Annotated in this window: 12 protein-coding genes; 10 read left to right on the top strand and 2 right to left on the bottom strand. The window is 46.2% G+C overall.

Annotated elements, in window-relative coordinates; all coding sequences use genetic code 11:
• Nucleotides 1-68: 68 nt before the first annotated feature.
• The 10 genes from wecB to H589_RS0101095 all read left to right on the top strand — a co-directional run bounded on the left by wecB (nucleotide 69) and on the right by H589_RS0101095 (nucleotide 11,698).
• The gene (gene wecB / locus H589_RS18915; protein ID WP_051249571.1) at nucleotides 69-1,235 is read left to right on the top strand and encodes a non-hydrolyzing UDP-N-acetylglucosamine 2-epimerase; all 1,167 of its coding nucleotides are present in this window, start codon (nucleotides 69-71) and stop codon (nucleotides 1,233-1,235) included.
• A gap of 226 nt (nucleotides 1,236-1,461) precedes the next feature.
• Nucleotides 1,462-2,274, top strand: a complete 813-nt coding sequence (locus H589_RS0101135) for an ABC transporter permease (protein WP_035074853.1) — start codon at nucleotides 1,462-1,464, stop codon at nucleotides 2,272-2,274.
• A gap of 10 nt (nucleotides 2,275-2,284) precedes the next feature.
• Entirely contained in the window at nucleotides 2,285-3,805 is a 1,521-nt protein-coding gene (locus H589_RS20220) for an ABC transporter ATP-binding protein (RefSeq protein WP_051249569.1), read from the top strand.
• A gap of 178 nt (nucleotides 3,806-3,983) precedes the next feature.
• Nucleotides 3,984-5,666 (top strand): sulfotransferase domain-containing protein, encoded by a 1,683-nt coding sequence (locus tag H589_RS0101125; protein WP_027720323.1) that lies wholly within the window; start codon nucleotides 3,984-3,986, stop codon nucleotides 5,664-5,666.
• 128 nt (nucleotides 5,667-5,794) lie between these two features.
• Complete coding sequence (locus H589_RS0101120) at nucleotides 5,795-6,127, top strand: thioredoxin family protein (RefSeq protein WP_027720322.1); 333 nt, start codon at nucleotides 5,795-5,797, stop codon at nucleotides 6,125-6,127.
• 40 nt (nucleotides 6,128-6,167) lie between these two features.
• Nucleotides 6,168-7,406 (top strand): glycosyltransferase, encoded by a 1,239-nt coding sequence (locus H589_RS0101115; RefSeq protein ID WP_027720321.1) that lies wholly within the window; start codon nucleotides 6,168-6,170, stop codon nucleotides 7,404-7,406.
• Between the two features lie 125 nt (nucleotides 7,407-7,531).
• Entirely contained in the window at nucleotides 7,532-8,473 is a 942-nt protein-coding gene (locus H589_RS20215; RefSeq protein ID WP_051249568.1) for a glycosyltransferase, read from the top strand.
• 22 nt (nucleotides 8,474-8,495) lie between these two features.
• The gene (locus H589_RS0101105) at nucleotides 8,496-9,689 is read left to right on the top strand and encodes a glycosyltransferase (protein WP_027720320.1); all 1,194 of its coding nucleotides are present in this window, start codon (nucleotides 8,496-8,498) and stop codon (nucleotides 9,687-9,689) included.
• A 27-nt stretch (nucleotides 9,690-9,716) separates the two neighbouring features.
• A complete protein-coding gene (locus H589_RS0101100) occupies nucleotides 9,717-10,640 on the top strand; it encodes an NAD-dependent epimerase/dehydratase family protein (RefSeq protein WP_027720319.1) in 924 nt (307 codons plus the stop codon).
• 14 nt (nucleotides 10,641-10,654) lie between these two features.
• Complete coding sequence (locus tag H589_RS0101095) at nucleotides 10,655-11,698, top strand: NAD-dependent epimerase/dehydratase family protein (RefSeq protein WP_027720318.1); 1,044 nt, start codon at nucleotides 10,655-10,657, stop codon at nucleotides 11,696-11,698.
• Nucleotides 11,699-11,945: 247 nt separating this feature from the next.
• Here the strand turns inward: H589_RS0101095 and H589_RS0101090 are convergent, their stop codons facing one another.
• Entirely contained in the window at nucleotides 11,946-13,214 is a 1,269-nt protein-coding gene (locus tag H589_RS0101090) for an acyltransferase family protein (RefSeq protein ID WP_027720317.1), read from the bottom strand.
• 136 nt (nucleotides 13,215-13,350) lie between these two features.
• Complete coding sequence (locus H589_RS20210; protein ID WP_027720316.1) at nucleotides 13,351-14,394, bottom strand: glycosyltransferase family 2 protein; 1,044 nt, start codon at nucleotides 14,392-14,394, stop codon at nucleotides 13,351-13,353.
• Nucleotides 14,395-14,712 lie beyond the last annotated feature (318 nt).

Here is a 14,712-nt window from a genome sequence, read left to right as displayed (position 1 = left end):
GTCTAGTGTTACAGAGTGTTAGGTTACCTGTAATTATTTTACCAATTTATGTGAAGGGTTATCAAAAAATGAAAATTGCTGTGGTTGTTGGTACTCGACCCGAAGCTATTAAAATGGCTCCACTAATTAAGGAACTCGAGGAAAGAGACGGTATATCGACCTCGTTGATTTCTACCGGGCAACATCGCTCTCAGCTTGATCAGGTTTTCACTTGTTTTAATATCGTTGCTGATGTTGATTTAAATTTAATGCAGAATGTTAAAAATTTAAACGAGTTGACAGCTAACGCAATTTCAGGGGTGGACGCAGTCATTGAAAATATAAAGCCTGATTTTTTATTGGTCCAGGGTGATACAACGACTGCATTTGCAGGGGCGTTAGCCGCTTTTAATCGTCAAATACCGGTTGGTCATGTCGAGGCTGGATTAAGAAGTGGCAATATTTTGAATCCTTATCCCGAAGAAGCTAATCGGCGTATGGTAAGTGTTTTTTCAACTCTAAACTTTGCACCGACAGAAGTTGCAAGGCGGAACCTTCTTAATGAAGGAGTCTCTCCCAATAAAATTTTTGTGACAGGAAACACTGTTGTGGATGCCCTACACAGTATCTCTGTTAAAGTGAAAGCTCTTCCAAAGCATATTGCCGAACTGGTTGATCCTGATAAAAGGATTATTTTGGTAACAGCGCATCGCCGTGAATCATTGGGGAGGCCTTTGCAGAATATTTGCAGGGCCATTAAAGAAGTCTCCAAGCTCTATGATGATGTGGAAATAATATTTCCAGTACATAAAAATCCAGCGGTCAGAGAAGTTGCTTTTAGTATCCTTTCCAGTCTTGAACGTGTTCATTTGATTGAACCTCTTAATTATTTAGATTTTATTTCGACGATGAAAGAGTCCTCTTTAATCATGAGCGATTCCGGTGGAGTGCAGGAAGAGGCTCCTTCGTTCGGCGTACCTGTTTTAATTATGCGTAAGACAACAGAGCGTACTGAAGCTTTGAATACAGATGCCCTGACGCTTGTTGGGACTGATTGTGACTCGATAATTAAACATGCACAGGATCTTCTAGACGAATCTTCAACTGGAAATGTACTGGTGTCAGGAAATCCTTTTGGTGATGGTTTGGCCTCAAGACGAATAGTAGATACCCTTATCTTATGGAATCAAGGTTTCGTGCCCCTAATTCAGGAATATGAAGAGGGGCATATTTGTTCTGGCAGTTTGTCCAGTTGATGGAGCGTAAAGGCTGATCGCTACCGGGGCAACTCTCCTTCAGTAATGACTGTGTTGAAGTCATATGCACTCGACCTGTCCCTCTCTGGACTGGATCTTTACAGACGTATATATAGAGTAGCGATGTTGATGCATAGTAAATATGTATGAAATATAGAAACATAACGACACATCCTTTGGCTGGAGTCATTTCCTGTTCGCTGTGTTGTTGATTTTCGAGGGTGATATGAGAGCAGGATTTGTTCTTTTCATGGATTTTATATTACGGGGCTATCAGTATCGATCATTGATATGGACTATGGCGTTACGTGAAATACGGTCTCGCTATGCAGGTACAGCCGTAGGTTTTACTTGGTTTTTCATCAATCCGCTCATGACAATTCTGGTCTACTGGCTTGTTTTTTCATTAGGGTTCAAGGTCAAGCCGGTCAACGGGGTTTCATTCATTGTAATGTTTTTGTGTGGGATGATACCGTATACCACTTTGAACGAAGCGCTTGTGACAAGTGCCAACTGTATCAGCTCTAATCCTCATCTTGTAAAGAAGACGGTTTTTCCTACAGAGATGTTGCCTATCGTTAATTTGCTCTCCAGTTTTATGAGCAACGCGTTCATGACCGGATTGCTTGTTGTTTTCATGTTGTGTTCAGGCATCTCCTTCAGTCTGTATAACCTTCAGATTTTTTACTATCTTTTCGGTCTGTGCGTTTTCTGCGTCGGTCTAGGATGGCTTCTAGCTGCATTGTCGGTTTTCTTTCGCGACCTTGGACAAATTCTTGCGGTTATCCTCAATCTGTGGTTCTGGGCCACGCCGATTGTCTGGGAAATACAAATGGTGCCTGAACAATATCGTATCTTTCTTAAATTGAATCCCTTGTATTATGTTGTTGAGGGCTATAAGGCTTCTTTTATTTTTCACAAGCCTTTTTGGCTCGACTGGTGGGGAGGCATATATTTCTGGGGCTTCGCTTTGTTGATGTTTGTTGTCGGGGCATTGGTTTTTAGAAAACTTAAACCAGAGTTCGCTGACGTATTGTAGCGGAGGGCGTATGAGCACTGTAATATCACTGACAGGAGTGTCGAAAAAATATCGGCTGTTCCGGTCGCCTAAGGAACGCCTGAAGGAAGTCTTCCATCCGTTCAAAAAACAATATCATACCGAGTTCTGGGCCCTTCGGGATATTGAACTGTCGATTGAGAAGGGGAGTACCGTTGGCCTTGTCGGACGTAATGGGGCCGGGAAATCGACTTTATTACAGATTTTATGCTCAGTTCTTAGTCCTACAACCGGGGATGTGCATGTTCACGGGAGGATCTCAGCCATACTTGAACTGGGAGCGGGGTTCAATCCCGAATTCAGCGGAAGGGAAAATGTTATCCTTAATGGCAAGGTGATGGGCTTCTCCTCCGCTGAGATGCTGGAGCGGGTCCAGCTTATAAAAGCGTTTGCTGAAATCGGGGATTTTTTTGACCAGCCGGTGAAAACCTATTCTTCCGGTATGTTTGTTCGCCTCGCATTTGCCTCGGCTATCAGTGTCGACCCGGACATTCTTATCGTGGACGAAGCTTTGGCTGTTGGCGATGCCAAATTTCAACACAAGTGTTATGCCAAATTCAAGGAGTTTCAGAAGGCTGGTAAAACCATTGTTTTTGTCAGTCATAACTTGGATTCGGTTACTCGGCATTGTGATAGCGCATTTCTTTTGGAAAAAGGGCGGATTGTCGATCGCGGTGAGCCCAAGTCCGTGATGAATTGTTATCTGGACATGGTTTTTTCCGGAGAGTTGAAGGGGTTCGTCGAAAAGCCGGTTTCTCTTGGTGAAGAATACAAGGCTTTTGAGTTTGTCCGCTACAAGAAGGGATGTGTGGCCATTCCGAAGCATCTGATTCCTGATGGTGTGGAAGGGATGGATACAAAGCCTTTTGAAGAGTTAATCGGCAACGAGTTATGTTTGTCGGGAAATTCTAAGGAAGAGCTTGTGAAGTCTATCGATAGGGCCGAGGTCTTTTGCGAACAGGAGTTGGCCGAAAGGCGTGGACAGGATGAATTGCGTGATTTCATGACCTGTAGAGACGGAGCAGACTGCTGCAGCGAAAGACGGCAGTATCATTCAAATGAATACCGTTACGGAAATGGCAAGGCTGCTGTTGTCGATTTTCTGATCGTTGCTGACGGCGTACCTTCACCTCCTTGCATACAGGCTGGAAGCGAGATGGAGTTATATGTAAAGATCGCTTTTTTCGAACCGGTGGACGCGCCGATGACGGGGTTTGCCTTCAAATCGACCGATGGTGTCGATGTATTTGGTACCAGCTCGAAAAATCTGCAGGTAGACCTTGAACCTGTTGGGAGCATTCCGGCGAAGGGCGCATTGGAACGGGTCTTCAAATGGACGGTTCCAATGAAACTGGCCGCAGGCGATTATTTTCTCGATCTTGGGTGTGGCGAATACTTCAATGGTGAGAGTTCCCCCCTCGACAGGCGCTATGGAATCGCGCACATCCAGATACAGTCCGATGCTATGTATGCAGGGTTTGTGGATTTGGCTCCGGCTTTTGAGGTCGTGTAAGAGTATGGATATATTACGTAGTTAGTCTGTGCGGGGCGGACATAATGTTTAAGTTCGTCAATTAGGCGTAACAATGCAATAAATGAGTTTTAGATTATATATTAGCGTTTTTTTGTACTTGTCCGTCCAGAAGCAGTAATTGGATAGAAGCAAACGTATAACAGGTGTTAGTTAATTTATGGATCAATCTTCCAGAAAGTCTCCCCCGGATTTTTTTGTACTTGCTCCACCACGTAGCGGTTCAACGTGGTGCTGGAAGAAACTTTCTCTACACCCTGAAGTTTTTCTTCCTGCGACAAAGGAATTGAAATATTTCAGTAATTATCATGACTCCTGTGATGATGCCTGGTACCTGAATCAGTTTGCCGAAGGCAGACAGCTGGTCACGGGAGATGTGTCTCCGTCCTACACAATCCTTACGGACAGGCTTATTCGAAAAGTATACGAAATGGCACCGGATCTTCAATTACTGTTCCTTTTCCGTGAGCCTGTCGTCCGTGCATGGTCCCATCTGCAGCACCAGTATAGGCTGAAGGAATCTGTTTTCGCCTTTGAAGACAGGCCGTTTGACCCTCTGGCTGTTGAAAGGCATATGGATTGGGCAGTTCAGTCTGTTGTACAGCCTTACCTTGATTACTGTTCGATGGTGAAGCGGTGGTTACGGTTCTATCCTAAAGATAATTTTCATTTTCATTTTTTTGACGATATAGTCAGCAATCCTGAATGTTTGCTAGGGGAGATGTTCAGTCAGATAGGTGTCTCCGTTGAAATGGATTGGGAGTCAATGAACCTCACTGAGCACGTTAATTCCGGGTGGGGCTTGTTTATACCTGAAAGTTTCGAGGCTTTTTTGCAGGCGCGTTTCGCTCCTATGCTCAATGCATTTTCTGCCTTGTTGAGGGATGAATTTAGTATCGAAATCCCGGAGTACTGGATGTCTGCAAGGAGTGACTCCCTTCTCTACCCTGTTGACGACAGGCTGGTTTCGTTCAACCTGTGCTGCGGTGATGAGCAGGGCGTTCTTGCCTCTGCTTTGAAGATGGAGACGGTACTGTCTCGCTATCACGAAGTCTTGTCCGAAGATTACAAGGGATACCGGGTCGTTGCCTACAGAGGGTGTGTGTGGGGATTTCCGAAGGTGATTAATGATTTTAACATAGATTTGGCCGATCAGCCTGCTCTCGAGATAATGCGGGCGGAAGGGGTGCTATTGTGTTCTGAAACTCTGGCGGGGTTACGAGTATTGATTGAGGAATGTTTGCAGAACTCGGCTCCTACCAGGCTGGCTGAATCCTCTATCCCCTTGCCTGTCGTGAATGCCATGCTCTTGGAGAAGGATAGATCTACGATTGAGCTTCGTGCAGATTGGGAAGCCCGTGGAGACAGGATAAGGGATTTGGAGGAGGAATTGGTAAAGCAGAGAGTGTCGTCTGCTGGACTCAATGAAGATCTTACAGCCTTGACTGCCGATTGGGAGGCTCGTGGAAACCTGATTAAGTCGCTGGAGGATGAAGTGAGAAAGCGAGATGCGGCATCTGCACGGTTGACTGAAGATCTCGTGGCCTTGACTGCTGATTTGGAAGCCCGTGGAGACAGGATAAGGGAGTTGGAGGACGAATTGGTAAAGCAGGGAGTAGCGTCTGCAGGACTCAATAAAGATCTCGTGGCCTTGACTGCTGATTTGGAAGCCCGTGGAGACAGGATAAGGGAGTTGGAGGACGAATTGGTAAAGCAGGGAGTAGCGTCTGCAGGACTCAATAAAGATCTCGTGGCCTTGACTGCTGATTGGGAAGCCCGTGGAGACAGGATAAGGGAGTTGGAAGGAGAACTAGAGCGGGGATCGGGGTTGACGCGGTCCTGAGAATGAGAGATATTACCGCCCGAATCGTCAATTGTGGAACCTGCAAGCCGTTGGTATGGCGCAGACGGTATGTTTTTGATTAAGCTGGCCTGAATAATCTAATGTTTTATACAGAATGGAGCGAGATAGTGTCGTCAAATGTTATTGAGGTTACAACTGCCACTTGGGACCGGGAAGTTAAGGATGCCGGGTGTCTTGTCGTAATTCTTTTCTGGGCTCCTTGGTGTGAACCCTGTTCTAGCATGTTATCAGTCATGGAGAATCTGGCGGAAGAGTATGCTGGAAAAACTAAATTCGTGACGTTGAATATTGACGAGAATGATGAAATGGCCAGTGCATATAGGATCAGTATTCTGCCCACAATCATATATGTTCGCGGTGAGCAGAAATTGCATGATTTCATAACGGTTGTCCCCAAGGACTCTGTCGAGAATTCCATCAAGGCGTTAGGTGGCGCATAATGATTTTTCATCTTGAATTGCCTGTTGAGAGTTGAGTTGCATGCGTATTCTGTTTGTAAGTGAATCCATTTGGGATCTCGGCCCAGTCTTTGATCTGCATATGCTGGCGGAAGGTTTGTCCCAACTTGGGCACACAGTATTCGCAGTTGACCCCGGAAGGGATAATATTGAGTTTCCAAATCAGGATATCCGTTCCAAACACTCAGAGCAGTTGCGGGCTTTCGAATCCGGTACAGTCCATCTGAGAAGTCCTAGATTTGATCCCAGACTTGGGTCCATGCAGGGAGTGCGAGGAGCTCTTCAATTGTATCAGCTTCATCGCTGGCAGCGGCGCTATCAGCAGATTGAAACCGTTCTTAAGGAAGAGTCTATAGATGTCATAGTGTTGTATTCCGGGGTTCGGAACGGCATACAGACTGTTCGCCTGGCCCGGAAATACGGGGTACCGGTCGTTTTTCGTAATGTGGACATGCTGTACAAGCTCTGGCCGGCAGGGATCAAACGCAGGGTGGCAAAGCTGTTGGAACAGTATGTTTACCCCCGGGTTGACAAACTTATGGCGTTGACCCCTCGGTATGCTGACTATATGGTTCGTCTTGGAGCATCCAGAGAAAAGGTGGAATTACTTTTGTTCCCCTTAGAGCTGGAGCAGTTCAAGCCTCGGGCTGTGAAGGTCGGTTTCAGAGAGAAGTGGGGCATAACGGATGATGATCGTGTTCTGGTTTTCATTGGGACCTTGTACGAGTTCGGGGGGATGAAGGATTTCGTCAGCAGGTTTCCTGAAGTTCTTGCATCAGTTCCTCAGGCTAAGTTGTTCGTTGTCGGTGATGGGGTGATCCGTCAGGAGATGGAACGAATCATTGACGATATAAACCTTGGTGACCGGGTTGTCATGACAGGGTTTCAGCCGTTTGAGGATATGCCGGAATTCGTCAACACTGCGACATTGTGTGTTAATGTCTTCCCCATTAACAAAAATACGGAAGATATTTTTTCAGCAAAGATTGTTCAGTACATGGCGTGCGGAAAGCCTACGGTGTCCAGCGCGTTGCCGGGGATTACTACCCTTATTCCGGGTGAAGGGGCAGGCGTTTTGTATGCGGAGGATGTTACGGATTTGATCGGACAACTTGCTGAACTGCTGCAATCGCCAGATCAATGCTCCAGTCTGGTTGCGGATGCACAGGCCTTTGTCCAAGATAATTTCGATTGTTACAAAGTCATCCGTCGTCTCGAATCTGTCCTAGAAGGGATTGTCAATTCAGTCTGCAAAAGATGAGTTGAGTCTTTACGATGATGGAATTTTGATTGATCTGAGTGTGAGCTGCCCCATGTTATGGATTGTGTCGTTAGCCATGATTTAACCTGTTAGTTTGCTGGTCTCATAGGTGATAGGAATAAAGGATGGAAAATTCAAAAAAGGTCAGCATTGTAACTCCGGTATTCAATGCTGAGAAGTATTTAGAGCAGTGCATAGAAAGTGTTCTGGCACAGACATATCCAAATGTTGAGCATGTTTTCGCTGATGGCGGGTCAACTGATTCGACACTTGAGATCCTCGCAAAATACAAGGAAATGTATCCTGACAGAATTCAGTATAGTTCAGAGTCAGATAACGGTGTGGGGGATGCTCTGAAGCGGGCGTACAGACAATGTACAGGTGATGTCATTGGGTGGATTGATGCGGACGACCGGTACGAGCCTGACGCCGTTGAAAACGCGATGGCTTATTTTTCACAAAATGCCGATGCTTATTTTCTGTACGGCAAGTGTGATCTGATCAATGCCGATAATGAGATTATCGGTTGTTTCGTCATCAAAGATTATGACAAGCGTGAATGGCTGAACGTCTGGCACTATATTGTTTTTTGTGCCACGTTTTTCCGGAGGGAAGTCATTGAAGAGGTCGGTTTCGTTAACGATCTCGGTAATGATCTTTGTTTTTATTTGCGCGTGGGCAAAAAATTCAAAATGCACAGAATCGACAAGAAGCTGACTAACTGGAGACTTCACCAGGACAGTATCAGTCTGAAGCAGGCGGATCGGGAAGCCTCAATTCGTAAAGATCGTGCAAAAGAGGACTTCATGCTGGTCATCCGGCACAGGGGAAGTCTGTTCTCGCCACGAGCTCTGACATATCTTGCTGTTCTGGAACCCGTGTTAGTCAAGAAGCTGAAGCCTTTTCTGGGGTTCGCCTATCCTTTACTTGGCCGAATCGGATATCGCATCAAAGCATCCATCGCCGTTGTGAACCGTGAAGGGAATGGCTTTGCCTATCCGGTCATTAAAAGTATAGCCAAGGATACTAAAAACTTTATCGTCGAGAAGTTTCAGCAACAGCGGTAGCCTTTTGGTTCCGTGATTCGCTATGAATATTCTCTTTGCAACTGACGACGACCTGCTGACTTCGGTTGTCTATGACATACACACACTTTCAGAAGGATTGTCCCGGCAAGGGCATGACGTTTTTGTCCTGGATTTTGATCGTGTTCGCGAGGCTGGCAAAACACGAAGCAATACGACTCTTTGCCGTGTTTTTGGGGATTCAAACGCTAAGCTTGTTCGGATTCCGTATGTTCAGATCTCTAAGGTAGGGGTTGGACTAGGTTTTTTTCAAAGCCTGTTTGCGATACGAAGAGTCGTCAAGGAGAAGCAGATAGATGTCATTGTTCTATATTCCGTATGCATGACGGGGCTGCCTGCGATTATTGTTTCCCGGATGAGTGGCATACCTTTAATTTTCAGGAGCATTGACATGCTCCACCGCCTCGCGCCCACTGCTTTTGTGGGCAGTATTCTTAACGTATTGGAACGATGCGTGTATAAGGGAGCGGGGTCTTTTTGGGCGCTTAGTCCCAAATACAGGGAATACCTTGTGGAGCACGGGGCTCGTCCGGAGACAGTGCATCAATTACCGTTTCCCGTGGACACCTCGGCCTTTAGCCAGGAGGTTGAGGGGCGGGAGGAATATTACTTTGACGCAGATGACGGAAATAGCAATCTGATAGTGTTTGTAGGTGTACTCTATGCATTCAATGGATTGCTTGATTTTGTGCGCAATTTTGATCATGTCACGAGACAGGCTCCGGATGCAAAGCTCCTCATTGTCGGTGACGGTGTGCTACGTGGTGAATTGGAGGAATTGATTTCCTCTGCCGGTCTTGGGGATAGCGTCAGGATTACTGGTATGCAGCCGTTTGAGCGATTGCCTCAGATTATCAACAAAGCAGCGATCTGTTTGAACGTGTACCCGGTAGATGGAGAAATGCGTGATTTGTTTTGCGCAAAAGTGATTCAATATCTGGCTTGCGGCAAGCCGACTGTTTCTTCTGCGGTTCCCGGCATGGTTACGATGCTTCCGGGTGAGGAATGCGGTGTTGTATATGTTAAGGATGGAGAAAGCGCGGCTCGCGAGGTCGGGGCACTTCTGACTTCCGCTGAGCGGAGAGAGCGGTTGGGACGTCAGGGCAGAGAATATGTTGAGCTTGTGCATGAATGCAGACATGTTATCCAAAGGGCAGATTTATTATTAAAGACATCTCTTGCCACGTGTGCGAAATAAATTTTTAGAAATCAGGATTGGAAGAATATGAGCAAGATTTTAGTTACCGGCGGCCGTGGATTCATCGGAACCAATTTGACTAACGAATTGAGGCGGCGAGGGCATGATGTTGTCACCTGCGACATAATTCATGGTGAAGACCCACAGCACATACGAGCTGACGTCAGTTCTTTCTGGCAGATGGAACAGATTTTCAAAAAGCATTCGTTTGAGTTTGTGTATCATCTGGCTGCCGAGTATGGGCGGTGGAACGGCGAGGACCATTTTTCCAACTTGTGGCAAACCAATGTGGTGGGGACTAAGAATATTTTACGCTTGCAGGAAGAGTATGGCTTCAAACATATATTTTTCAGCAGCTGCGAAGTGTACGGCGATTATGACGGGATCATGTCCGAAGACGTGATGGAACGAATTCCTATAGTCCAAATGAATGACTATGCCATTTCAAAATGGGCGGGCGAGATGCAGGTCTTGAACTCGGCGCTGATGTTCAATACCGAGACTGTGCGCGTGCGTCCTCTTAATTGCTACGGCCCTCATGAGTATTACAGCTCTTACAGGGGCGTCATCCCGATTTTTGTTTACCGGGCGCTCCATGATGTTCCATACACTGTCTACGAAGGGCACAAGAGAATTTTTGACTATGTTGACGATACGGTCAGGACCGTGGCAAACATTGTGGATAATTTTATCCCCGGCGAGGTTTATAATGTCGGCGGTAAGGAGGAATGGATCGTAGATATCAAATTTCTCTCCGACCTAGTCCTGAAGACGTTGGGAAAGAGTGACAAGATTGTTGAGTATAAACCGAGCGAACCGTTCACTACCAGGATCAAGCAGGTCGATTTCACAAAGATCCGGCGAGATCTGGACCATGCCCCGCAGTGGCCTATAGAGAAGGGGATCGTAAGCTATGTTGAGTGGATGAAAAAAGTATACAATTTTAATTAATCGGACGGATTTGTATGGAAGACTATCGGAGTTATTACAAAGGCAAAGTCGTGTTGGTGACTGGTGGAGCTGGTTCTATCGGGACCAATCTCTGCAAGGAGCTGGCCGATCTTGAAGCAAAAAGTGTCATTATTCTTGATGACATGTCGGCGTCTTTTGAGTGGAACGTGCCTTCTCGCTCAAATATACTGTTCGTGAAAGGTTCGGTTACGGACGACGTTACCCTTAAGCGGGTCTTTAACGAAGGGCCTGACATTGTGTACCATCTAGCCGCTTTTTTCGCCAATCAGAATTCTGTAGACTATCCCGAGAAGGACCTCATAGTGAATGGTCTGGGGATGCTTAAGTTGCTCGAATATTCAAAATTGACCAGAGTGAAACGGCTTGTTTACGCCTCTTCCGGATGTTCTATTTATGGGAGTCAGGCCCCCCTGCCTCTTACGGAAGAATTCATGTCGATGAATCTCACGACGCCGTATCAGATAACCAAGATGCTCGGCGAGCTGTACTGCAACTTTTTTTCGAATTACCACGACTTTCCTTCCGTTAAGACCCGTTTTTTCAATTCGTATGGCCCCGGAGAGGTTCCCGGTCAGTACAGGAACGTCATTCCGAATTTCATCTACTGGGCTATGAAAGGGTTGCCGCTGCCTATCACAGGAAATGCGAAAGCTACTCGGGATTTCACTTATGTTGGTGATTTAGTAGACGGACTGCTTCGTGCAGGTTATTTCGAAGAGGCCATCGGCAAGGAGATGAATTTAGCTTCCGAAAAGGAAATCGAGATTGGCCATCTCGCAGCTATGATCAATGAAGCAGTCGGTAATGACGCCGGTATTAGCATGGTTAGCCAACGGAAATGGGATACGAAAAGTCGCTTGCTGGCTTCTGTAGACCGGGCTCGAGAGTTGCTTGGTTACGAACCTGCAATGAAGTTTGAGGAAGGTCTGGCTCAGACCATTCAATGGTTCAGAGACAATTGGGAGCAAATCGACGAATGTGCCGACTTCCCTCCTGGGGTCTCCTCGGCGGTAAGAGAGTTGGCTGTTTATAAGTGATGAAGTCCTTTAAAGAGATGCCGCAGTTGTACGCAATATTCATTGCATTCGGTTTCTATCTTTGGGTTTATATACATATGGCCTATGTTCATTTTTGCTAAAACAGTAGGAATCTCAAGTGAAGCCCTTGAGTTATACTAAAACTATTTTATAGTTTTAGTATAACTCATCCTTCGTAAAATAAGAATTACAAATTGAAACCGCCCTCGGAAAATATTTTTCTGAGGGCGGTTTTGCAATATACGGGTTAGCAAGTTGAACGTTTCGCTGCCCTTGCCCTGAGTCTGAGAAACGGTTTCTCGATAAACAGGTAGGACATTGTGGAAATGAAAATGACGGCAGGAAAGAAGATGAAAAAGTATGAAAAACCACCATCAATTGGGGGCATACTGGCCATGCTGGAAAGTTGCCCTGATTCGTTTGTGCCAATAGGGAAACTGGCGATAAGCAACAGCGCATGCCACAGATATATGGAGTATGAGATTGTGCTTATGAATCTGATGGGATAACAGGAAATCCATTTCATTCGAATTAGTGACATGGAAGGGAAAAGCAGGATTATGCTGAGACAGAGTTCCGGGCTCCTCCGTCTAGGCAAAGGAAATGTGTACCCGGTCAGGGTTTCGAATAAGTGTTGAGGATAGGAGAGAAAATATAACTGCTTCACATCAAGTATCAAAATATATAGGGCCACAAGCAGCATAGTTGCTATGATCCACTGTGGCCAAGGTTTGTCTGATTGCTGCTTTCCATGCATGAATATGTATAGCTCGTATGCTATAGCGCCAGCCGTGAAGAAAGGGATCAGTTGAAATTCTCTTGGGGTTCCTGCTCCTACGAAAATACTGGCTAGCATTATCAGGACCAGTGTCCAATTGAAGCGACGGCCGGAAAAAAGTATAAGGGCGGGCATGAATACATAGAAGGTTACCTCCGGGTATAGGCTCCAGGATGTCGGTACCGAGAAATAGGCAGGTAATCCCCATATCCGGAACATCATTACCTCGGTAATCAAACCGTGAGCTGTCGTAGGATTTGACTGTGTCTGACCTAGCAGGAAGGCTACAAGAACAACTACCAAGTATAGCGGATAGATCCGTAAAAATCGTCTGATGAAGTATTGCCGCAAGCTCGGCAGGTCTCGGACATTCATTTTCAATGACATAGTTATCAGGAATCCACTCAAGGCACAGAAGATGGGGACGGATTGGATTGTTGTCGCAAGCAGGGGGATTATGTTGAGGATACTATCATTGTACGGTTGAATCCATTGCCAGCAGTGTACTGAAACAACATGGATAATAGCGAAAGCACGAACTATTTCCAGATTGCTGATGTAGACGCCCGATGCCGGACGGGGTAAGTGGATATTCTTTGTCAGGGCCGAGCGGAATGGTTTGAAGACGAGCATGACTATGGCCACATAGAAAAGAATTGCTAAAACCGTCATGAGCGGGATTGTTGTCAAATATTGGCCTAATGTTGCTGGTGCTATGGAAAACATATGATTGGGCATAAGTTCTTGTGTGTAATGTCGATGTTGTCCTGGCCTTTAACTCGTTACCTTGCGAGTGTCCGGTTGGGAGATTGAAGTGGCCTGTCCAGGACTTTCCTTGAGCAAGCTGTTTTCTTTCGAATTGATGCGCTTATCGTCAACCGGCGTTGTTGATGCTATACCAACCTTTTTTATGAATGAGTCTCCGTAACTGGGCGGCGGTCATATGCATGAATTGTGTTCCTCCGAGAGATAGTAGACCGTATATCCAAGGTTTGACGCCTATTAAGACAGACGGGGTCAATTGTGCGGCTTTCCAAAGATGGTGTCGGACCGCCTGCGCCTCTCCGTCGTGAAACTCACAACTCGCCTGGAAGAGACGGATCGCGGATCTTATCACATCAGGATCCCGTTTGAGTTGGCTGATAATTCGGTCATCATTCAGAGCGTCGATGCATATTCTCGCAGTCTCCTGACCGGACATGGCTATATGCGAACTGGTGCTTGAAGCCGCGTGAAGCCTAAAAGAGCCTGTGACCTTGTTCAGCCTGCATATAGAATGTTTTGCTGCCAGGCGTAGATAGAAGTCTAGGTCGTTTGAGTATTGGTAGCTCGTGTTAAAGCCTCCCAGGTCCTTAAAAATTTTTCGCCGTATAAGGCATCCTGCGAATGGGAGGTGCCGTCTGTCAGCAAGCAGATCGGTGACTCCATAGCCCTTGCTAAAAGAGCGCACTCCAATCTGCCGTCCCGTAGCATCTAACATATTCATGTGTCCAAAGACAAAGTCACATTGTGGATGATTATCCAAGTATGCCGCAAGAGTTGAGATTGAATCCGGTGCAGCAAGCATATCATCGGCATTGAGAACCCAGGCATATGCTCCTAGTGCAATGGCAAATCCGTTGTTGATAGCTTGCGATGTGCCGTTATCCCTTTCGCTGAGGACCGATGTGCTTTCCATCTTGTACCGTTCAACTATTGTAAGGGTCTCGTCCGTCGACCCTCCGTCAACTATTATGTGCTCCAGGTTAGGGTAATTCTGTTCCGCGATGGATAGCAATGCTGTTTGGATGAATGGGGCTGCGTTGAGGCAGGGAGTGATAATACTTACTTTATGCATGGAAAATTTTGGACCTGGGTGTTTTGATGTTCGGTAGAGTTGTTTGTACTCCCCGAAAGGGCTTAGGCGAAGGTAATTCAAAGAACTACCCCGTGCAATAGAAAACTGGACGCTCGCTGGAGCTAGCCCGGACAGAGATGACAACTGCTCCGGTCAGAGCGCAGTCAAATACGGCGCTAGTGAATAGTGTAAAGTTTTTTAAAAGCGAATTGTCTTTAAATTTCTCTCTGGTCGTTTGTATATAAGGATATAGTATAAGCGGGTTTGTAGAGAAGATGCCTGATAACTTGTATGGTGGACTGAGGTTATTCTGTAAGGATGTCCTGGCCTTTAATCCTGCTAAGGAGTATTCATAAAATATGTAGTGGATGGCTTCCTGGGCTGACGGTTAATGTTGTC

The organism is Maridesulfovibrio zosterae DSM 11974 (genome assembly GCF_000425265.1).
GTDB classification, from domain to species: Bacteria; Desulfobacterota; Desulfovibrionia; order Desulfovibrionales; family Desulfovibrionaceae; genus Maridesulfovibrio; species Maridesulfovibrio zosterae.
The sequence above is the reverse complement of the archived record's forward strand: the minus strand, read 5'-3'. Positions and strand labels throughout refer to the sequence as shown.